The organism is Streptomyces venezuelae, from assembly GCF_008642335.1.
Lineage (GTDB): Bacteria > Actinomycetota > Actinomycetes > Streptomycetales > Streptomycetaceae > Streptomyces > Streptomyces venezuelae_F.
In genome coordinates this window covers 95,123-114,431 of record NZ_CP029191.1, presented here as the reverse complement: position 1 = coordinate 114,431, position 19,309 = coordinate 95,123, and the positions used below count along the sequence as shown (strand labels likewise).

The 19,309-nt window shown below is 71.9% G+C and carries 17 protein-coding genes; 13 read left to right on the top strand and 4 right to left on the bottom strand.

Features of this window, described 5'->3' with window-relative positions; translation table 11 throughout:
- The first annotated feature begins 296 nt into the window (after positions 1–296).
- The 10 genes from DEJ49_RS00555 to DEJ49_RS00505 all read left to right on the top strand — a co-directional run bounded on the left by DEJ49_RS00555 (position 297) and on the right by DEJ49_RS00505 (position 11,596).
- Complete coding sequence (locus DEJ49_RS00555; RefSeq protein ID WP_150181845.1) at positions 297–2,024, top strand: cytochrome b; 1,728 nt, start codon at positions 297–299, stop codon at positions 2,022–2,024.
- Positions 2,025–2,614: 590 nt separating this feature from the next.
- Positions 2,615–3,517, top strand: coding sequence for an aromatic prenyltransferase (locus DEJ49_RS00545; protein WP_150181843.1), 903 nt, complete (start codon positions 2,615–2,617; stop codon positions 3,515–3,517).
- An 86-nt stretch (positions 3,518–3,603) separates the two neighbouring features.
- Positions 3,604–4,674, top strand: a complete 1,071-nt coding sequence (locus DEJ49_RS00540; RefSeq protein ID WP_223832663.1) for a methyltransferase — start codon at positions 3,604–3,606, stop codon at positions 4,672–4,674.
- A 135-nt stretch (positions 4,675–4,809) separates the two neighbouring features.
- Complete coding sequence (locus tag DEJ49_RS00535) at positions 4,810–5,724, top strand: aromatic prenyltransferase (RefSeq protein WP_150181842.1); 915 nt, start codon at positions 4,810–4,812, stop codon at positions 5,722–5,724.
- A gap of 311 nt (positions 5,725–6,035) precedes the next feature.
- A complete protein-coding gene (locus tag DEJ49_RS00530; protein WP_150181841.1) occupies positions 6,036–6,524 on the top strand; it encodes a PhzA/PhzB family protein in 489 nt (162 codons plus the stop codon).
- A 31-nt stretch (positions 6,525–6,555) separates the two neighbouring features.
- Positions 6,556–7,731 carry a 3-deoxy-7-phosphoheptulonate synthase gene (locus tag DEJ49_RS00525; protein ID WP_150181840.1) on the top strand — a complete coding sequence of 392 codons (1,176 nt, stop codon included), beginning with the start codon at positions 6,556–6,558 and terminating at the stop codon, positions 7,729–7,731.
- Positions 7,732–7,780: 49 nt separating this feature from the next.
- Positions 7,781–8,404, top strand: a complete 624-nt coding sequence (locus DEJ49_RS00520; protein WP_150181839.1) for an isochorismatase family protein — start codon at positions 7,781–7,783, stop codon at positions 8,402–8,404.
- Entirely contained in the window at positions 8,401–10,326 is a 1,926-nt protein-coding gene (locus DEJ49_RS00515; RefSeq protein WP_150181838.1) for a chorismate-binding protein, read from the top strand. Before DEJ49_RS00520 ends, DEJ49_RS00515 begins: the two co-directional genes overlap by 4 nt.
- A gap of 102 nt (positions 10,327–10,428) precedes the next feature.
- Entirely contained in the window at positions 10,429–11,079 is a 651-nt protein-coding gene (phzG, locus tag DEJ49_RS00510; RefSeq protein ID WP_150181837.1) for a phenazine biosynthesis FMN-dependent oxidase PhzG, read from the top strand.
- 34 nt (positions 11,080–11,113) lie between these two features.
- Positions 11,114–11,596: a PhzA/PhzB family protein gene (locus DEJ49_RS00505; RefSeq protein WP_150181836.1), complete on the top strand. Its 483-nt coding sequence runs from the start codon at positions 11,114–11,116 to the stop codon at positions 11,594–11,596.
- Positions 11,597–11,672: 76 nt separating this feature from the next.
- Here the strand turns inward: DEJ49_RS00505 and wrbA are convergent, their stop codons facing one another.
- Entirely contained in the window at positions 11,673–12,284 is a 612-nt protein-coding gene (wrbA, locus tag DEJ49_RS00500) for an NAD(P)H:quinone oxidoreductase (RefSeq protein WP_223832662.1), read from the bottom strand.
- A gap of 557 nt (positions 12,285–12,841) precedes the next feature.
- Between wrbA and sigJ (DEJ49_RS00490) the strand changes: the two genes are divergently transcribed.
- The gene (gene sigJ / locus DEJ49_RS00490) at positions 12,842–13,774 is read left to right on the top strand and encodes an RNA polymerase sigma factor SigJ (protein ID WP_150181833.1); all 933 of its coding nucleotides are present in this window, start codon (positions 12,842–12,844) and stop codon (positions 13,772–13,774) included.
- 53 nt (positions 13,775–13,827) lie between these two features.
- On the opposite strand, the gene DEJ49_RS00485 is transcribed toward sigJ (DEJ49_RS00490), so the two are convergent.
- Positions 13,828–14,211, bottom strand: coding sequence for a nuclear transport factor 2 family protein (locus DEJ49_RS00485; protein ID WP_150181832.1), 384 nt, complete (start codon positions 14,209–14,211; stop codon positions 13,828–13,830).
- A gap of 145 nt (positions 14,212–14,356) precedes the next feature.
- Here DEJ49_RS00485 and sigJ (DEJ49_RS00480) point away from each other — a divergent pair, with 145 nt between their 5' ends.
- Together sigJ (DEJ49_RS00480) and DEJ49_RS00475 are read left to right on the top strand one after the other, a co-directional pair.
- Positions 14,357–15,289: an RNA polymerase sigma factor SigJ gene (sigJ, locus tag DEJ49_RS00480; RefSeq protein WP_150181831.1), complete on the top strand. Its 933-nt coding sequence runs from the start codon at positions 14,357–14,359 to the stop codon at positions 15,287–15,289.
- Between the two features lie 83 nt (positions 15,290–15,372).
- Positions 15,373–15,846 carry a carboxymuconolactone decarboxylase family protein gene (locus tag DEJ49_RS00475; protein WP_150181830.1) on the top strand — a complete coding sequence of 158 codons (474 nt, stop codon included), beginning with the start codon at positions 15,373–15,375 and terminating at the stop codon, positions 15,844–15,846.
- Between the two features lie 77 nt (positions 15,847–15,923).
- Here the strand turns inward: DEJ49_RS00475 and DEJ49_RS00465 are convergent, their stop codons facing one another.
- Together DEJ49_RS00465 and DEJ49_RS00460 are read right to left on the bottom strand one after the other, a co-directional pair.
- Positions 15,924–17,375, bottom strand: coding sequence for a multicopper oxidase family protein (locus tag DEJ49_RS00465; protein ID WP_150181829.1), 1,452 nt, complete (start codon positions 17,373–17,375; stop codon positions 15,924–15,926).
- A gap of 815 nt (positions 17,376–18,190) precedes the next feature.
- Positions 18,191–19,078, bottom strand: coding sequence for a helix-turn-helix domain-containing protein (locus DEJ49_RS00460; RefSeq protein ID WP_150181828.1), 888 nt, complete (start codon positions 19,076–19,078; stop codon positions 18,191–18,193).
- Positions 19,079–19,309: the final 231 nt, after the last annotated feature.

The following is a 19,309-nucleotide window of genomic DNA, read 5'->3' as shown; positions in this document are numbered from 1 at the left end:
TTGGGGAGACCGGGGCGCACGCGCCGGGGCAACTCGCCAGCAATGACCGCCCAGTTGGGCGGGGTCATGGCACCTGCGCGGCGGGACGGCTCGAAACTCGCTCAAGAAACGGTGGAGTTGGGGCCGGGTTCCGGCTCGAGCACGGTTGTCCGGCCGCACACCGTGTCGATAGCGTTCGACCCGCTTCACGGCACGGGCCCGTTTGCGCCGCTGCAGGCCGCCCCCACCGCCGCGCCCTCACCGGCCGGCCCGGGTGTGCCTGTGACGACTCAGCGGCGAGGGGAGGGCGCACGGGCATGAGCATCACCGACAAGGCGCCGCAGCGGACCACGGCACCGCAGGGCGAACGCATCGCGGACTGGGCGGACGGCCGGCTCGGCATCTACCAGTGGCGCACCCTGATGCGCAAGGTCTTTCCCGAGCACTGGTCCTTCATGTTCGGCGAGATCGCGCTCTACAGCTTCATCATCCTGATCCTCACCGGCCTGTACCTGACCATGTTCTTCAACCCGAGCATGGCCCACACCGTCTACGAAGGACCGCACGTCCCGCTGCAGGGCGTGCAGATGTCGGAGGCCTACGCCTCCACCCTGCGCATCAGCTTCGAGGTGCGCGGCGGCCTGTTCATCCGCCAGCTGCACCACTGGGCCGCCCTCACCATGATCGCCGCGACCATGGCGCACACCCTGCGGCACTTCTTGACCGGCTCCTTCCGCAAGCCCCGCGAGCTGAACTGGCTCATCGGCGTGGTCCTGCTGATCCTGGTCACCCTGGAAGGCTTCCTGGGCTACTCGCTGCCCGACGACCTCCTCTCGGGCACCGGCCTGCGCATCGCCGAGGGCGTCACGCTGGCCATCCCGCTGGTCGGCACCTACCTGACGATGTTCCTCTTCGGCGGCGAGTTCCCCGCCACCGACGTCATCCCGCGCTTCTACAGCTTCCACATCCTGCTGCTGCCCGGCATCATCCTGGCCCTGGTCACCGTCCACCTGATCCTGGTCATCTACCAGAAGCACACCCAGTTCCGCGGGCCGGGCCGCAACCAGCAGAACGTGGTCGGCCAGCCCCTGATGCCGCACTACGCGGCCAAGGCCGGCGGCTTCTTCTTCCTGGTCTCCGGCGTCCTGGCCCTGATGGCGGGCATCGCCCAGATCAACGCCGTGTGGGTGTACGGGCCCTACCGGCCCGACCAGATCTCCCAGGGCTCCCAGCCCGACTGGTACATGGGCTTCCTCGAGGGCGCCCTGCGCGCCTTCCCCGCCTGGGAGTTCGCCGTCGCCGGCTACACCGTCAACATGGGCGTGCTGGTCCCGGCCGTGGTGCTGCCCACCCTGCTGATCGCCATCGCCTGCCTGTGGCCCTTCATCGAGGCCTGGATCACCGGCGACAAGCGCGAGCACCACCTGCTGGACCGCCCGCGCGAGCAGCCCACCCGCACCGCCTTCGTCTGCTCGCTGGCCGCCTTCTACCTGGTGCTGTTCTTCGGCGGCTCCAACGACATCCTCGCCGAGCGCTTCCACCTGTCGATGAACTCCATCACCTGGGCGGTGCGCATCGGGGTGTTCGTCATCCCCGCGCTGACCTACGTCGTCACCAAGCGGATCTGCATCGGCCTCCAGCTGCGCGACCGCGACAAGCTGCTGCACGGCCGCGAGACCGGCCGCATCAAGCGCCTGCCGCACGGCGAGTTCGTCGAGGTCCACGAGCGCCTGGCCCGCGCGCAGGAGTACACCCTGCTCTCCCGCGAGGTCCACCCCGCGCTGCCGGCCCCGGTGCGCGAGGACCGCGACGGCGTGCCCAACCCCAAGTCCCGCGCCGAGCTGCTGCGCCACCGGCTCAGCCGCTGGTTCAGCGACGGGCAGATCGCCAACCCCACCCCGCAGGAGCTGCAGCAGGCCCTGGACCACCTCGACCACGGCGCCGGCGGCCACACGGGCGGCCAGGTCAACGGTCATGCGGGCGGACAGGACAACGGCCGGCCCGCCGCCCTGGAGGGGCGCGGGGAGGACCGGCACGTGCACTGACGCGTCAGGCCCGGCCCGCAGCGGCCGGGCCCGGACGAGAACCGCGGCGCGGGTGACCAGGGGACGGGTCACCCGCGCCGCCTTTTCGCATCCCCCGCCGGGCCGCGCCACAACAGCCGCGTGCGGCGCGGGAGTTGGCCCGGCAGGCGCCACCGGCACCCCCCGTTTCACGTGACCCACGTCACTTTGAACGGCTCTTGGTGTAGGGGCCCGCCCGTGTCACTATTTCTGCAAGCCTCCCCTGCCCAAAAGTCGTGCCCCCTCCCTCGGAGCGTGGAGCCCTTGGCTGTGGGGGAGTTGCGCCGAAGGGCCCGGGAACACCCGCGTACACGCGCGCACCTGACGGGCCCTCACCCCCCAGCCCCCCTCGCACCACCGGCCGGTGCCGCCGCCGCGGCACGCCCTGGCCCGCCGCCCCGCGCCGGCCCCCCGCGTGCCCGCCCCGACCGGCGCGCCCCGCCCCCGCACGCGCCGGGCACCGCCCGCACCACCCCGCCCGGCGCCCGGGCGCAGCCCGCCCCGGGCCCCGGCGCGCCGCCCCTGCAACGTGCCGCCGCTCACCGGCGCCGTAATCCATCTCTGGAGGAATGATGTCGGGAACCGCCGATCTGGCCGGTGTCTACGCTGCCGTCGAAAAGTCCGCCGGGCTGCTGGACGTGGCCTGCGACCGCGACAAGGTGTGGCCCATCCTGGCCGCCTACGAGGACGTCCTGCCGGGCGCCGTGATCGCTTTCCGGGTGGCCACCAACGCGCGCCACGAGGGCGAGTTCGACTGCCGCTTCACCGTCCCGCGCGCCATCGACCCCTACGCCGTGGCCGTGGAGAAGAACCTCACCGCCCAGAGCGGCCACCCCATCGAGTCGCTCCTGGCCGACGTGCAAAAGCACTGCGCGGTGGACAGCTACGGCGTCGACTTCGGGGTGCTGGGCGGCTTCAAGAAGATCTGGGTGTACTTCCCCGGCGGCCGCCACGAGAGCCTCGCCCACCTGGCCGAGATCGCCTCCATGCCGCCCGGCCTGGCCGCCACCGAGGACTTCTTCGCCCGCTACCAGCTGGCCGACCAGGTGGACCTGATCGGCATCGACTACGCCAGCCGCACCATGAACGTGTACTTCGCCGCCTCCGCCGACGTCGTCTCCCGCGACACCGTCCTGGCGATGCACCGCGAGATCGGCCTGCCCGACCCCAGCGAGCAGATGCTCGACTTCTGCCAGCGGGCCTTCGGCATCTACACCACCTTGAACTGGGACTCCCACAAGGTCGAGCGGATCGCCTACAGCGTCAAGACCGAGAACCCGCTGGAGCTCTCCGCCCGCCTGGGCAGCAAGGTCGAGCAGTTCCTCAAGAGCGTCCCCTACGGCACCGACACCCCCAAGATGGTCTACGCCGCCGTGACCGCGAGCGGCGAGGAGTACTACAAGCTCCAGTCGTACTACCAGTGGCGCACCGACAGCCGGCTGAACCTTTCCTACGTCGGCGGGCGCTCGGCCTGATTCCCCCCGCCCCGCCCGTTGGCCCGTCCGCCCGCCGGGGCGCCCTCCCGGCCACCCGCACCGCCTATCGAAAGGGAACAGCCGCAATGTCTACTGAAGCCACCCTCGCCCGGTTCCGCGAGTACATGGTCGGCCCCTCGCGGTTCATGAGCCTGCTGTCCGTCTTCGAGCTCGGCCTCGTCGATGAGCTGCGCGCCACGCCCGGCGCGAGCGCCGCCGAGCTCGGTCAGGCCGTCGGCGCCAAGCCCGACGCCGTGGAGCAGCTGCTGTTCCTGATGGTCAAGGAGGGCTTCGTCGCCCAGGACGAGGACGGCGGCTACCGCCTGGACGCGCTGGCCGAGGTCGCCGAGCACGACCTCAAGCGCGCCCTCACCTACATGAACATGATCAAGGTGGTGGCGCTGCGGCAGCTCTTCTACCTCACCGACAGCGTGCGCACCGGCACCATCGTGGGCCTCAAGGAGCTCTACGGCGCGGGCGAGGGCACCCTCTACGACGCGGTGGCCGACCACAGCGACCTCAACGACGCCTGGCTGACGCTGATGAACAACGTCACCGCCAACATCGACCCCTGGTTCTTCGCCAACATCGACGTGCCCGCCGGCGCCCAGGTCCTGGACGTGGCCGGCAACACCGGCCTGGGGGCGATCCACACCTACCAGCACAAGGCCTCCCCGGGGCTGAAGGTGACCACCTTCGACCTGCCGGAGAAGGAGCGCACCTGCCTGGAGAACTTCCAGAAGCACGGCGTGGCCGAGCACTGCTCCTTCATCGGCGGCAACGTCTTCGACGAGATCCCCCGGGGCTTCGACACCGTCCTGATCAAGCACTTCCTGGACATGTTCGACAAGGACGACGTCTTCACCATCCTCCAGGGCGTCCACCGCTCCCTGGAGGCGGGCGGCCAGGTCCACATCATGGTGCCGGTCTATCCCGAGGACATCCGCGACACCGACAACTACAACGTCGACTTCTTCCCCGCCTTCTTCATCGGCTGCACCATGGGCCAGGGCGGCCCGCAGAAGATCTCCACCTACCAGAGCTGGCTGGAGGAGTGCGGGTTCAAGGTCACCAAGGCCATCACCAAGGACCCCGCCGAGGTGCCCCGCGACGTCATCCCCGTCCAGGCCATCCTGAGCGCCACGAAGGTCGGCTGACCCCCCCCTCAGAGCCTGTCCTTGAACCCCCTGGCCCGGGCGCCCCTCTTCCCGCGCGCCCGGGCCGCGCCCCGCCGGTCCGCGCCCCGCCCCGGCCCCCGCCCGCACACGCGCCAACCGGCCCATGGAGGAGTCATGCCCCACGCCACGGGGATCAACGAGGTGTGCTCGGCCATCGAGGAGGCCGCCCGGCTGGCGGGCGTGCCCGCCCGGCCCGGCGGCGTGCGGCCCATCGTGGCCGCCTTCGCCGACGGCCTGCACGAGGCCGGCGTCGTCTACAGCGTCTCCACCAGCCAGGACGCCCCGGCCGAACTCGACTTCACCCTCACCGTGCCCACCCGCGCCGGCGACCCCTACGCCACCGCGCTGGCCCACGGCTTCGTCACGGCGGCCGGCCACCCCGTGGACACCCTGCTCGCCGACCTCCAGAGCCGGTGCACCATCAGCGAGTACCTCATCGACGGCGGCGTCGTCGGCGGCTTCAACAAGATCTACGCGCACTTCCCGCAGGACGTCCAGGACGTGGCCAAGCTCGCCGAACTGCCCGCCATGCCGCCCGCCCTGGCCCAGAGCCTGGACCTGCTGGCCCGGCACGGCCTGAGCGACGTCGCGATGATCGGCATCGACTACCCGCGCCGCACCGTCAACCTCTACTTCACCCAGCTCTCCGAGCAGTGCCGGGCGCCGAAGACGCTCCTGTCCCTGCACCGCGAACTGGGCTGGCCCGCCCCCGACGAGGCCACGCTCGCCTTCGCCCGGCGCGCCTTTCGCATCTACACCACCCTCAGCTGGGACTCCGCCGGCATCGAGCGGATCTGCTACGCCCCGCCGCCCGCCCGCGGCTGGGACCGCGCCGCCCTGCCGGTGCCCGTCACCGACCAGGTCGCGCACTTCGTGGACCACGCCCCGCGCGCCTACCCCGGCGAGCCCATCGTCATTGCGGCCGTGAAGTGGGCCCCCGAGGGCCGCTACCTCAACCTCGGCCCCTACTTCCAGCTCTCCCCGCTCATGCGCCAGGTCATCAGCGCCGTCCACAACGGAAAGCTCTGAAAAGTCCTGCCACAGATCCACTTGTGAAATGCCTGAGCCGGGCTTGTGCCCAGCTCAGGCAATTTCTTTGCGCCACCCGGAACAAACCTGCTCCAGGGGGCATTCCGCATTGTTTCCACCGGTGCGTGGACCACTATGCCATCAATAAAGTTGAATATTACACAACGTCAGTAGCGTACCGCCGAAACGGTGTTGATTTGCTCTGTGGAATCGGGCAAGATCGCACCGCGGAACGGGGGGAATTCCGCGCCCCGACGCGCCATCCCCCCACCACTCGCCCAACGCACTTGCTCACCACGAAGGGGACACCCATGTCCGAATCCGCCCCGGCCCAGGGATTCACCGACGCGGCCGAACTGCGCCGCGCCAACCGGGCCACCGTCGAGCAGTACATGCACACCCGCGGCCAGGACCGGCTCCGCCGCCACGAGCTGTTCACCGAGGACGGCCGCGGCGGCCTGTGGACCACCGACACCGGATCCCCGGTCGAGACCGTGGGCCGCGACCGGCTCGCCGAGCACGCCGTATGGTCCCTCGACTGCTTCCCGGACTGGGAGTGGTACAACATCCAGATATTCGAGACGCAGGACCCCAACCACATCTGGGTGGAATGCGACGGACGCGGAAAGATCCGCTTCGGCGATTACCCCGAGGGCTACTACGAGAACCACTTCCTGCACTCGTTCGAACTCGACAACGGGAAGATCAAGCGTAATCGCGAGTTCATGAACCCCTTCCAGCAGCTGCGGGCGCTCGGTATTCCGGTACCGGAGATCAAGCGCACCGGAATTCCCACCTGAGTATCACTTCACCGCTGGATCGGAGTACGTCATGGAAGACGTTATACGGGAGATTCGTATCCGCGGGGCACTGCAGCAACCCGACTGGAGCGACCTTTCACAGCTCAACCGGGTCGGCGAAGCCCTCGCCTCCCGCCCCCCGCTCGTCCAGGGCGACGACCTGGCCACCCTGCGCACCCTGCTGGGCAAGGTCGCCCGCGGCGAGGCCATGGTGCTGCAGTCCGGCGACTGCGCCGAGGACCCCCAGGAATGCACCCCCGCCTACGTCGCCCGCAAGGCCGCCCTCCTGGACGTGCTGGCCGGCTCGCTCGGCCTGATCACCGGCAAGCCGGTGCTGCGGGTGGGCCGCATCGCCGGCCAGTTCGCCAAGCCGCGCTCCAAGCCCACCGAGATCGTCGACGGGGTGGAACTGCCCGTCTTCCGCGGCCACATGGTCAACGGCCCCGAACCCGACGCCGAGAGCCGCCGCCCCGACCCGCTGCGCATCCTCACCGGCTACATGGCCGCCGGCGACATCCTCGAACACCTGGGCTGGCGCGACCGCGCCGCCGGCCGCGAGGTCGTCGAACCGATGGTGTGGACCAGCCACGAAGCGCTGCTCCTGGACTACGAGACCCCCATGCTGCGCATGGACGACAAGGGCCGCCTCTTCCTCGGCTCCACCCACTGGCCCTGGATCGGCGAGCGCACCCGCCAGGTCGAAGGCGCCCACGTCGCCCTCCTGTCCCAGGTCAGCAACCCGGTGGCCTGCAAGGTCGGCCCCAGCATGGACGTGCCCGACCTGCTCGCCCTGTGCGAACGCCTGGACCCCTGGCGCGACGAGGGCCGCCTGACCCTCATCGCCCGCATGGGCGCCGACCAGGTCGGCCAGAAACTGCCCCGCCTGGTCGAAGCCGTCCGCGAGGCCGGCCACCCCGTCATCTGGCTCAGCGACCCGGTGCACGGCAACACCGTCACCGCCCCCGGCGGCTACAAGACCCGCCTGCTGGACACCGTCGCCCGCGAGATCACCGGCTTCGTCCAGGCCGTCCAGTCCGCCGGCGGCACCGCCGGCGGCCTCCACCTGGAGACCACCCCCGACGACGTCACCGAGTGCGCCAGCACCGAGGCCGACCTGGACCGCGTCGGCGAGCGCTACACCTCCTGCTGCGACCCGCGCCTCAACCCCGCCCAGGCCCAGAGCGCCGTCAACGCCTGGCCCGCCTGAGCACCGGCGACCCACCCGCACCCCCCGCACCCGTTCGAGGACTTCCACCATGACCGGCATACCCCCCATCAGCCCCTACCCCCTGCCCGCCGAGGGCGACCTGCCCCCGGCCGCCGTGTCCTGGACCGCCGAGGCCGACCGGGCGGTCCTGCTCGTCCACGACATGCAGCGGTACTTCCTCAAGCCCTTCCCCGACCCCCTGCGCCACCAGCTCATCACCCACGCCGCGCAGCTGCGCGACCGCTGCGCGGCCCTGGGCATCCCCGTCGCCTACACCGCCCAGCCCGGCGGCATGAGCGACGAACAGCGCGGCCTGCTCAAGGACTTCTGGGGCCCGGGCATGCGCCCCGCCCCCGAGGACCGCCAGGTCGTCGACGCGCTGGCCCCCACCGCACAGGACTGGCAGCTCACCAAGTGGCGCTACAGCGCCTTCTTCAAGACCGACCTGCTCGAGCGGATGCGCGCCGCCGGCCGCGACCAGCTCATCGTGTGCGGCGTCTACGCCCACGTCGGCGTCCTGGCCACCGCCATCGACGCCTTCACCCACGACATCCAGCCGTTCTTCGTCGCCGACGCCACCGCCGACTTCTCACAGGACTACCACCGCTCGGCCCTCACCTACGCCGCCGAGCGCTGCGCCCGGGTCACCACCGTCAAGGGGCTCTTCACATGACACCGACACCACCCACCCCCGACCTGCTGGCCCGCGCCCTGGACGGCCAGGCCGAGGCCTTCGCCCTGCTGCACCGCCCCCACACCACCGGGCCGCACACCCTGGAAGTCCTCACCGGCTCCCTCACCCGGCCCGCCACCCTGGCCGACATCCCCCTGCCCGACCGGCCCGCCCCCGGCACCGGCGCCGGGCACGAGGTGCTGGTCCTCATGCCCTACCGGCAGCTGGCCGAACGCGGCTTCGCCTGCGCCGACGACGGCACCGAACTGCTCGCCATGACCGTCACCGGCCAGCAGCAACTGCCCCTGGACCAGGCCCTGGCCCGCATCCCCGACGTGCCCACCCCGCTGTCCGGCGGCGACTTCGACGTCGACGACGCCGCCTACGAGGACGTGGTGCGCCGCATCACCAAGGAAATGATCGGCACCGGCGAGGGCGCCAACTTCGTCATCAAGCGCACCTTCCTCGCCGACATCACCGACTACGGCCCGGCCAGCGCCCCCGCCCTCTTCCGCCGCCTGCTCCAAGGCGAGAGCGGCGCCCACTGGACCTTCCTCATCCACACCGGCGAACGCATCCTGGTCGGCGCCTCGCCCGAGCGGCACGTCAGCCTCCAGGACGGCACCGCCGTCATGAACCCCATCAGCGGCACCTACCGCTACCCGCCCTCCGGCTCCACCCTCGAAGGCGTCCTTCAATTCCTCGGCGACCGCAAGGAAACCGACGAGCTCTACATGGTCCTCGACGAGGAACTGAAGATGATGGCCCGCATCTGCGACACCGGCGGCCGCGTCGTGGGCCCCTACCTCAAGGAAATGGCCCGCCTGGCCCACACCGAGTACTTCATCGAGGGCCGCACCGACCGCGACGTGCGCGACATCCTGCGCGAGACGATGTTCGCCCCCACCGTCACCGGCAGCCCCCTGGAAAGCGCCTGCCGCATCATCCACCAGTACGAGCCCGGCGGCCGCGGCTACTACAGCGGCGCCGCCGCCCTCATCGGCCGCGACGAGCACGGCGAGCGCGTCATGGACTCCGCCATCCTCATCCGCACCGCCGACATCGACGAGCAGGGCCGCCTGGCCATCGGCGTCGGCGCCACCATCGTGCGCCACTCCGACCCGGCCTCCGAGGCCGCCGAGACCCGCGCCAAGGCCGCGGGCCTGGTCGCCGCCCTGGGCGGCGCCACCACCGGCCGCTTCGCCGACCACCCCCGCGTGCGCCGCGCCCTGGAAGGACGCAACGACGCCATCGCCGGGTTCTGGCTCGCCGACATCCCCGCCCGCGCCGCCGCCCAACCCGGCCTGGCCGGCCGCCGCGTCCTGGTCGTCGACATGGAGGACACCTTCACCTCCATGATCGACCAGCAGCTGCGCTCCCTGGGCCTGGACGTCACCCTGCGCCGCTACGACGAGGACTACACCTTCACCGGCCACGACCTCGTCGTCATGGGCCCCGGCCCCGGCGACCCCCAGGAGGTGGCCCACCCCAAGATGGCCCACCTGCACACCGCGGTGGCCACCCTGCTGCGCGAACAGCGCCCCTTCCTCGCCGTCTGCCTCAGCCACCAGGTCCTGGGCCTGCAACTGGGCCTGCGCCTGCGCCGCCGCGAGGTGCCCAACCAGGGCGTGCAAAAGCAGATCGACCTGTTCGGCGCCCCCGAGCACGTCGGCTACTACAACACCTTCGCGCTGCTGAGCCAGGACGAGGAATTCACCCCCGCCGGCGTGCCCGGCCTGACCGGCGGACCCGTCCAGGTCAGCCGCGATCCGCAGAGCGGCGAGGTGCACGCCCTGCGCGGCCCCGGCTTCGCCTCCCTGCAGTTCCACCCCGAATCCGTCCTGACCCGCGAGGGCCCCCGCATCGTCGGCACCGCGCTGGCCGGCCTGCTGGCCCCGGCCCGCACCCCCGACCCGGCCTGATCCGCCCCACCCACTGCCGGGCCGGCGCCCACCCCCGAGCGCCGGCCCGGCCCTTTCCCCTGTCAAAGCCGCGCTGTGGCCGCACCGTTGAAGGATTCATCCATGTCTGATGTACGGCGTTCCGAGACGCTGACGGGCTCCCTCGAGGTGGAGTTCCCCGAGTTCCACACGCCGCCCGCGGAGCCGCTGGGCCTGCTGTCCGCCTGGCTGAAGACGGCCACCGAGCAGGGCGTGCGCGAGCCGCGCGCGCTGGCCCTGGCCACCGCCGACGCGCAGGGGCGTACCTCCTCGCGGATCCTGGCGGTCAACCAGGTCACCGACACCGGCATCGTGTTCATCACCCACGCCGGCAGCCAGAAGGGCCGGGAACTGACCGCCAACCCCTGGGCGTCGGGGGTGCTGTACTGGCGCGAGACCAGCCAGCAGATCACCGTGGCCGGCCCGGTGCGCCAGCTCCCGCGCGCGACGGCGGAGGAACTGTGGGCGGCGCGCGCGGTGTTCACCCACCCCATGTCCACCGTCTCGCTGCAGAGCGAGCCGCTGCGCGACCTGGACCACCTCGAAGAGATCCGCGCCAGGGCCCTGGAACTGGGCGAGCCGCCGCGCGCGCTGCCCTGCCCCGACACGTTCGTGGCCTACCTCCTGGAGCCGGCCGCCGTGGAGTTCTGGGCGAATGGCACCGACCGGCTGCACGAACGGCTGCGCTACGACCGCACCGACAGCGGCTGGGACACCACCCGCCTGCAGCCCTGACCCACCCCACCCCCCACTTGTTCTCGGAGATGCGATGACCGCCCCCGCCCCGGTGTTCACCAACCACCTCGAGCTGCGCGCCCGCAACCGGCGGGCCGTGGAGCAGTACATGGAGACCGGCCGCGAGGCCCGGCTGCGCCGCTACACCCTCTACACCGAAGACGGCACCGCCGCCCTGTTCAACACCGACATCGGCCGCCCCATCACCGTCAAGGGCCGCGCCAAGCTGCAAAAGCACAACGAGCTCTCCCTTGAGGTGCTGCCCGACTGGGAGTGGTCCGACGTGCAGATCTACGAGACCCAGGACCCGGCCGTCATCTGGGTGGAGTGCGAGGGTGAGGGCACCATCCGCTTCCCCGGCTATCCCGAGGGCCGCTACCGCAACCACTTCATCCACGGCTTCACCCTGGACGACGGACTCATCGCCGCCAGCCGCGAATACACCAACCCCATCGAGCACATGCGCGCCCTGAGCATCGACACCCCGCACATCAAACGCGACTGGATCCCCTCCTGAACCCGGCAACGGGCGGGGGCCGCCGACCATCGGGTCGGCGGCCCCCGCCGGTGTGCGCAAGGAGTCCCGCGGCGGCTCAGAGCTCGCCGCGCCCGGCCTTCAGCGCGGCCGCGGTGTCCACCACGCGGCGCGCCTGGTGGCGGGCGGCCTGCAGCGCGACCTCGCCGGGCGCGCCCTCGCCGGCGACGTGCGAGGTGCCGTACGGGTTGCCGGACTGGAACTGGATGGGGTCGGTGTAGCCGGGCGGCACGATGATGCCGCCCCAGTGGTAGAAGGTGTTCGACAGCGCCAGGATCGTCGACTCCTGCCCGCCGTGCGCGGTGTTGCTCGCGGTGAACGCGGAGAACACCTTGCCCGCGATCTTGCCCGCGAACCACAGCGGGCCGGTGGTGTCGATGAACGCGCGCAGCTGGCTGGCCGGGTTGCCGAACCGGCTGGGGGTGCCGAACAGGACCGCATCCGCCCAGGCCAGGTCGTCGTGGGTGGCCTCGGCGATGTCGGTGGTGGCCGCCCGGTGCTCCACCCAGGCCGGGTTGGCGCTGATCGCCGCGTCCGGGGCGGTCTCGGCGACCTTGCGCAGCCGCACGGTGGCGCCCGCCTTCTCCGCGCCCTCGGCCACGGCCTGAGCCAACGTGTGCACGTTGCCGGTCGCGCTGTAATAGATGATTGCAACGTTCACAGGTTCCACAACTGTTTCCTTTTCTTCGCGTGCTGTACGGGTGGTGCCAGGAGCCGGCCGCCTCGGCGGAGGGGGCCGCGCCCCTGTGGGAAAACATCCAGCGGGGTGAGGGCAAAGAGCCGGGAAAAACATCCGTCGCGGGGCCGCGGCCCGGACCGCGTCCGCCCCGCGGGGCGCCGCCGGCGGTGTGGCACTGTCGGCGGCCCCCGCCACCGGGAGCCCTGCGGCCCAGGTCAGCCGCGGGCACCCCGCGGCCAGGACGAGGCCGGGCGCACCGGGCGGCCGCCGCGCACGGCGGGGCCCGGACCTGCTGGTGACCCGCGGATCGAAGTCAGCTGCACGGCAATTCTCCTCGGCGGTCGGTGCGACCTCGAAGGCCCGAAGTCGCGGGCGGAGAACGGGGATTCCGGTACCGGGCGACCGGGGGACGGGAGCCCGGCGGGAATTCGATCTCCAGCCATACGACGACGCAGCCCGTTGTAATGTGAGGTGACGCGCGCCACCTTCTGGGCGACGCCGGAACGAACTGGTGAAGTCAGGGCGCAGTCAAGGGAGTTGGCGACACCATGAGCAACCAAGTGGAGCCGGAGGACAGCCGGCTCGACCCCGGCCTGCGCGCCGTACTCAGCGAGCGCCGGCAGCTGATCAACCTCGCCTACCGGTTCCTCGGCTCGCTGGCCGACGCCGAGGACGTGGTGCAGGAGACCTACGCCCGCTGGTATGCCATGTCCGAGCGCCGGCGGGAGGCGGTCGCCGCCCCCGGCGGCTGGCTGACCACCGTGGCCAGCCGCATCTGCCTGGACCTCCTGGGCTCGGCGCGGGCCCGGCGCGAGCGGTATGTGGGGGAGTGGATCCCCGAGCCGCTGCCCGACCGCATGGAGTGGATCAGCGGGCCGGAGGCCACCGGCGACCCGGCCGACCGCATCACCCTGGACGAGTCGGTCAACATGGCCTTCCTCGTCGTCCTGGACGCGATGACCCCGGCCGAGCGGGTCGCGTTCATCCTCCACGACGTCTTCCACTACTCCTTCGCCGAAGTCGCCGAGATCGTCGGGCGCAGCCCGGCCGCCTGCCGCCAGCTGGCCTCCTCCGCCCGGCGCCGCATCACCGCCGCCCGCAGCACCCCGGCGGCCGCCACCGCCCACCGCGCCGATCTGGTGCGCGACTTCAAGCAGGCCTGGGCGGCCAAGGACATCGAGGCCCTCATCGGCCTGCTCGACCCCGACGCCACCACCATCGCCGACGGCGGCGGCCTGGTCAGCGCCCAGCTGCAGCCGGTCACCGGCGGCGCGGCCATCGCCCACGTCTTCGCCGACGTCGCCGGCCGCGCCCCGGACCTGACGATCCTGGAGCGCACCGTCAACGGCCAGCCCGGCCTGGTGGCCCAGCAGGACGGCGTCACCGTCTCGGTGCTGGCCTTCGACTTCGAGGGCGAGCGCATCAAGCACATCTGGGCGGTGCGCAACCCCGAGAAGCTGCGCCCCTGGACGGCCGGCTGACCCGCCCGCACCCCGCCCCGCCCGGCGGCCCGGCCGGGGCGGGGTGCCGGCGCTCAGCCCTGCTGCGGCGGGGCCAGGGGGACCTTGTAGCTCTCCAGGTGGCTGATCGCGTCCCCGACGAAGGTGAACACGTCGCAGAAGAGGAACTCCGCCGTCGCGCCGGTGGGCAGCGGCAGCGCCGCCCGGCCGGTGGCCACCACGGTGTCGCCCTCCTCGATCAGCCGGTCGACCGTGATCCGCGGACGCTGCACGACGCCCTGCGCCGCGACCCCGTCCTTGTTCTGCACCACGCCGCGCAGCGCGTCCTTGCCCTGCACCCGCAGCTGGCCCAGGCTCTCCCACACCACGTCGTCGGTCACCAGGGACAGCACCTGCTCGTGGTCGCCGCTGAGGACCCCGTCGCGGTACCGCTCCACGATCGCTTTGTGTTTGCTCATGCCATATGACTATTTGATACGCCTAGGAGAGCGCTGGAATCCTGCCAGAAGGTGCCCCCGCGCGGGCCGGGCCGCCTCACATTCCCACCGGCTGTCTCGTCGTATGCCATGACGGCAGATTCCGGCCAAGGGAGCAAGCGAGACGATGAGGACGCAGACCGCGCCAGACGACGACCGGCTCGAGGCGGACCTGAGCACGGTCCTGAGCGAGCGGCGTCAGCTGATCAACCTCGCCTACCGGTTCCTCGGCTCGCTGGCCGACGCCGAGGACGTGGTGCAGGAGGCCTACGCCCGCTGGTATGCCATGACGCCCGCCCAGCGCGAGGCGGTCGCCTCGCCCGGCGGCTGGCTGACCACCGTGGCCAGCCGCATCTGCCTGGACCTTTTGGGCTCGGCGCGGGCGCGGCGCGAGCGGTATGTGGGGGAGTGGATCCCCGAGCCGCTGCCCGACCACTCCGAGTGGATCAGCGGCCGCTCGGCGGGCACCGCCGACCCGGCCGACCGCATCACCCTGGACGAGTCGGTCAACATGGCCTTCCTGGTCGTCCTGGAGTCCATGACCCCGGCCGAGCGGGTCGCGTTCATCCTCCACGACGTCTTCCGCTACTCCTTCGCCGAAGTGGCCGAAAGCGTCGGGCGCAGCCCGGCCGCCTGCCGCCAGCTGGCCTCCTCCGCCCGGCGCCGCATCCGCAGCGCCCAGCAGGCCCCCGCCACCGCCACCGCCCGCCGCGCCGACCTGGTGCGCGACTTCAAGCAGGCCTGGGAGGCCAAGGACATCGGCGCCCTGATCAGCCTCCTGGACCCCGAGGCCACCGGGCTGGCCGACGGCGGCGGCCTGGTCAACGCCGCGCCCCCCACCGGCGGCGGCGAGCAGATCGCCCGCTACCTGGTCACCATCACCGCCAAGGCGCCCGCCATGACGATCCTGGAGCGCACCGTCAACGGCGAGCCCGGCCTGGTCGTCCAGCAGCACGGCGTCACCGTCTCGGTGCTGGCCTTCGACTTCGCCGGCGAGCGCATCAAGCACCTGTGGGCGGTGCGCAACCCCGAAAAACTGCGCCCCTGGACCACCGGCTGACCCTGGCGGGCGGGCGGCTGTCACATCCGGGCGTCCTGCGTGGTCTGAGCTGTGTACGCACCAGCACGGCAGAGGAGCCCACCATGGACGCCCGCTTGAACCTCTTCGACAACCCCGTCTCGGCCGCCTTCTTGAAGTACCTGGCCGCGGCGGGCAAGGCGGCAGCCAACTCCGCGCTGCCCGCGTCGACGCAGGAACTGGTCAGGCTGCGCGCCAGCCAGATCAACGGCTGCGGCTTCTGCATCGACATGCACACCAAGGAGGCCGCCCACGCCGGGGAGAGCCAGGTGCGCCTCCACCTGGTCGCCGCCTGGCGCGAGGCGACGGTCTTCACCGAGGCCGAACGCGCCGCCCTGGAACTGACCGAGCAGGGCACCCGCCTGGCCGACGCGGCCGGCGGGGTCAGCGAGGCGGCCTGGGCGAACGCCGCCCGCCACTACGACGAGGACCAGCTGGCCGCCCTGCTGGCCACCATCGCCCTGATCAACGCCTTCAACCGGCTCAACGTCATGTCCCAGCAGCCCGCCGGCCACTACCGGGTCGGCCAGTTCACCTGAGCCGCCCCCGCGACCCGGGGGGGGAGGGGGCGGGCCGCCCGCGGCCGCGGGCCGCGGGCGGCGCCTGCTCCTCCCGTTCAGCTGATCTTCATGGTCGCCATCATGCCCATCGCCGAGTGGTCCAGCATGTGGCAGTGGTAGACGTAGGAACCCCGGTAGGAGTCGAAGGTCGCCTGCAGCTTGACCGTCTCACCGGCCGCCACGATGACGGTGTCCTTCAGGCCCGACTCGCCCGGCGCCGGCGGCTTGCCGCCCCGCTCCAGGACCCGGAACTGCACCAGGTGCATATGGAAGTTGTGCGGCACCCGCGCATTGGCGTTGGTGACCGTCCACACCTCGCTGGCCCCGAACCGGATGCTGGCGTCCACCCGCGCCGGGTCGTACGTCTTGCCGTCCACGAAGCCCTTGGGGTGCGCCACCCCCTCCTCCATCTTCAGCACGACGGTCCGCTCGTTGGTCGGCGTGGGCAGCGCCGGCAGCGAGCGCAGCACCGCGGGCACCGCACTGCTGTCGGCGGCCGTGCGCACCACGTCGAACCGCATCACCTGGCCGACCTGCTCGGCGCTGCCGGCGAAGATGATGGTGTTCTCCAGCACCACCTTGTCGCCCACCTTGTAGCGGGAGAAGTCCACGACGACGTCGATGCGCTCGCCGGGGGAGAGGGTGAGGGAGTCGGTGGTGTGCGGGCGCGGCAGCAGCCCGCCGTCCGAGCCGATCTGGACGATCTCGCTGCCGTCGGCCAGCCGCAGCCCCAGAAAACGCTGGTTGGACATGTTGGCGAAGCGCAGCCGGTACTTGCGGGCGGCGACCTGGAAGAAGGGGTAGGGCGCGCCGTTGACCAGCAGCGTGGAGCGCTGCTGGTCGTCCATGACGTACACGAGCTGCCCCGCCGCGTCGAAGTGCGCGTCGCGGATCGCGATCACCACGTCGTACTCGCCCTTGGGCAGCGGCAGTTTGTCCTCGATGGCGTCGGTCAGCAGGTAACTGCCGTGCAGCCCGCGGTAGACGTTCTCCGACTCCATGTGGTGGGCGTGGTCGTGGTACCACAGCGAGGCGTGCGGCTGCTTGTTGGGATAGGTGTAGGCGCGCACCCCGCCCGGGGCCAGGGTGTCCATCGGGTCACCGTCGTTGGCCTGGGTGACCGAGGCGCCGTGCAGGTGCGAGGAGGTGGCCACGTCCAGCTCGTTGTGCTGGCGCACGACGACGGTGCGCCCCGAGCGGGCCTTGAGGGTCGCGCCGGGGAAGTTCCCGTCGTAGGTGATCAGATCGGTCTGGATGCCCGGCAGGATCTCCTTGCGCACCCGGCGCGTGGTGACGTCGTAGTAATCGGTGGTCGCGGTGCGCACGGTGGGTCTGAGGACCGGCATCTGCGGCATGGGTACGGTGAACAGCTCGGGTATCGCCGCGGCGGCCGGGGCCGGGCTGGCCTTGGCGCGGTCCACGCCGAGCAGGGGGGTGAACGACGCCCCGGTGAGCCCTACGCCCGCGGCGGCGAGTCCGGTGCCGAGCAGACGGCGTCGGGTGACCATGGTGCCCTCCTAAGTACATGCGTACGTGAGTTGAGAAAACGGGGCACCGCGAAAGGGGGGCGGCGGCCGCACGGGGTGACAAAGAGCGCGGCCGCGTCAAGCCGTGCGGTGCCAGCGGTAGTCCACCAGCCGCTCCTTGAGATTCACTCGGATCCGCATGGTCCTGGTCCGCCCCGCTTTCACCCCTGCCGGCCCCGCGCGCGGCGCCCGGCCGCCGCACACTGCGCAAGGACCCGGCCCCGGCGCCAAGGAGACATGCCGCGATGCCCATCAGTGAGCCCGGCGACGCGCAGGGACCGGTCCTGCTCGGCCCGCACCAGACCCGCGCCCCCGGGGCGCGGACCGGTCGGCCTGGTGTGGGCGCTGCGCGGCCGGGGCCGCGACCTGGACGCCGCCGTGGTGCGGCCGGCCCCCGGCACGGACCTGGGCGAGGACGCCGGGGCCGGGCACGGCCTCCTGCTCAGAGCGGCGTTGCCGAACCGCCCAGGTAGCTCCTCCCCCAGGCCTGAAGGGCCCGGGGGGACCCCCACCCAGGGCGCTCCGGCGCCTTGCGATCGCACGCACCAGACGACGCCCACTGATCCGGCCGGGGTGATGACACAGGCTCTCACCGTGCTGGCCGGCGCGGGCGAACTGCGCCTGGCCGGCACCTGCTTCCCGCTCGCCCCCGGGCGACCCGGCCTGCCTCCTCGACCGCGGCTGCCCCCGCTGCGGCCACCTGGCCCCCGGCCAGGCCCAGTTCTGCTCCCACTGCGGCCGGCACCTGCCCGGGACCGGCCCCGCCCCCGGGGCGGGGTGAGGCGTGCGGGACTTCCTCAGGGCCGCGTGCCCCCGGCCGCCGGTGCGGGCTCGAAGACCAGGATGAAGAAGCGGGCGCCGGGCGAGCCCAGCGGCACCGCCGCGCACATGGTCACCAGCCCGGCCCGGGAGGGCAGATGGTCCGGGCAGCACCGCTCGGCGCGCTCGGGCGGGCCCGGCGGAGCGGGCCAGGGAAAGCGCACCGGCCGGGTCGCCCCGCCGGGCTGGACGTAGGTCACCGGGTCCGAGCGGTAGAGGGGCCCGGCCACCGGGTCGGCCTCCACCTCCTTGTCCAGCTCCCGCAGATCGGCGTTGCCCGGATACAGCGCCACGGCCTTGCGCAGCTGCGCGGCCAGCGGCCGGGCCCACTGCCGCTCCCAGTCCAGCAGGTGGTGCTCGCGCGCGCTCTCCCGCAGCAGCATGTAGCGCATCAGGTTGCGCTCGGGCAGCGCGGGCCGGGCCCCCGGCGCGCGCGGGAACGTGGCGGTGAACGCCTCGTTGCAGGCCAGTACGTTCCAGGCGACGTCGTTGACGTAACAGGGCCGGGCCACACTGGCCACCGCCTCGTGCCAGGCGCCGTGGATGTCCTGCCCGGCCAGCGGGTCCCGCGGCCGGGGCGGCTCGTGCCCCAGCGCATACACGTACAGCGCGGTGCGCTCGTCCTCCTCCAGGCGCAGCACCTCGCAGACCCGGTCCAGGAAGCCGGCGGCGGGGGAGGGCATCTCGCCCCGCTCCAGCTGGGCGTAGGTGCGCTCGGAGACGTACAGGAGCTGGGCGACCTGCGCCTGGGAGAGCCCCGGGGCGCGGCGGCCGCGGCCGGTGCGCGGGCGCAGGCCCACCGAGGCGGGCTCCAGCCGGCTCCGCTTCCAGCGCAGCAGCTGCCGCAGGGCGGCCTTATTGTCCACCGCCGGCCCTCCCGCCCGCGGCGACCGCCCCCGGCGGCCAGGGCCCGCCGCCCGCCGGTATGTCCTGGCCCAGCCCCCGCATGTCGTCCCCGCTTCCCCCCACGGCCCGCCGCGCGGCCCAACGCGCGCACGCGCCACCCCTGTTCGGCGCGCAGAGTACCCCGGCACCCGCAGAGAGGTCACCTGCGTTGTGAGGCCACCGGCACCGCGCGGGGGGTGCCGCCGCGCCCC

Coding starts and splice junctions, on each gene's coding strand:
- DEJ49_RS00555 (WP_150181845.1), top strand. CDS start 297: ATGAGCATCACCGACAAGGCGCCGCAGCGGACCACGGCACCGCAGGGC.
- DEJ49_RS00545 (WP_150181843.1), top strand. CDS start 2,615: ATGTCGGGAACCGCCGATCTGGCCGGTGTCTACGCTGCCGTCGAAAAG.
- DEJ49_RS00540 (WP_223832663.1), top strand. CDS start 3,604: ATGTCTACTGAAGCCACCCTCGCCCGGTTCCGCGAGTACATGGTCGGC.
- DEJ49_RS00535 (WP_150181842.1), top strand. CDS start 4,810: ATGCCCCACGCCACGGGGATCAACGAGGTGTGCTCGGCCATCGAGGAG.
- DEJ49_RS00530 (WP_150181841.1), top strand. CDS start 6,036: ATGTCCGAATCCGCCCCGGCCCAGGGATTCACCGACGCGGCCGAACTG.
- DEJ49_RS00525 (WP_150181840.1), top strand. CDS start 6,556: ATGGAAGACGTTATACGGGAGATTCGTATCCGCGGGGCACTGCAGCAA.
- DEJ49_RS00520 (WP_150181839.1), top strand. CDS start 7,781: ATGACCGGCATACCCCCCATCAGCCCCTACCCCCTGCCCGCCGAGGGC.
- DEJ49_RS00515 (WP_150181838.1), top strand. CDS start 8,401: ATGACACCGACACCACCCACCCCCGACCTGCTGGCCCGCGCCCTGGAC.
- phzG (WP_150181837.1), top strand. CDS start 10,429: ATGTCTGATGTACGGCGTTCCGAGACGCTGACGGGCTCCCTCGAGGTG.
- DEJ49_RS00505 (WP_150181836.1), top strand. CDS start 11,114: ATGACCGCCCCCGCCCCGGTGTTCACCAACCACCTCGAGCTGCGCGCC.
- sigJ (WP_150181833.1), top strand. CDS start 12,842: ATGAGCAACCAAGTGGAGCCGGAGGACAGCCGGCTCGACCCCGGCCTG.
- DEJ49_RS00485 (WP_150181832.1), bottom strand. CDS start 14,211: ATGAGCAAACACAAAGCGATCGTGGAGCGGTACCGCGACGGGGTCCTC.
- sigJ (WP_150181831.1), top strand. CDS start 14,357: ATGAGGACGCAGACCGCGCCAGACGACGACCGGCTCGAGGCGGACCTG.
- DEJ49_RS00475 (WP_150181830.1), top strand. CDS start 15,373: ATGGACGCCCGCTTGAACCTCTTCGACAACCCCGTCTCGGCCGCCTTC.
- DEJ49_RS00465 (WP_150181829.1), bottom strand. CDS start 17,375: ATGGTCACCCGACGCCGTCTGCTCGGCACCGGACTCGCCGCCGCGGGC.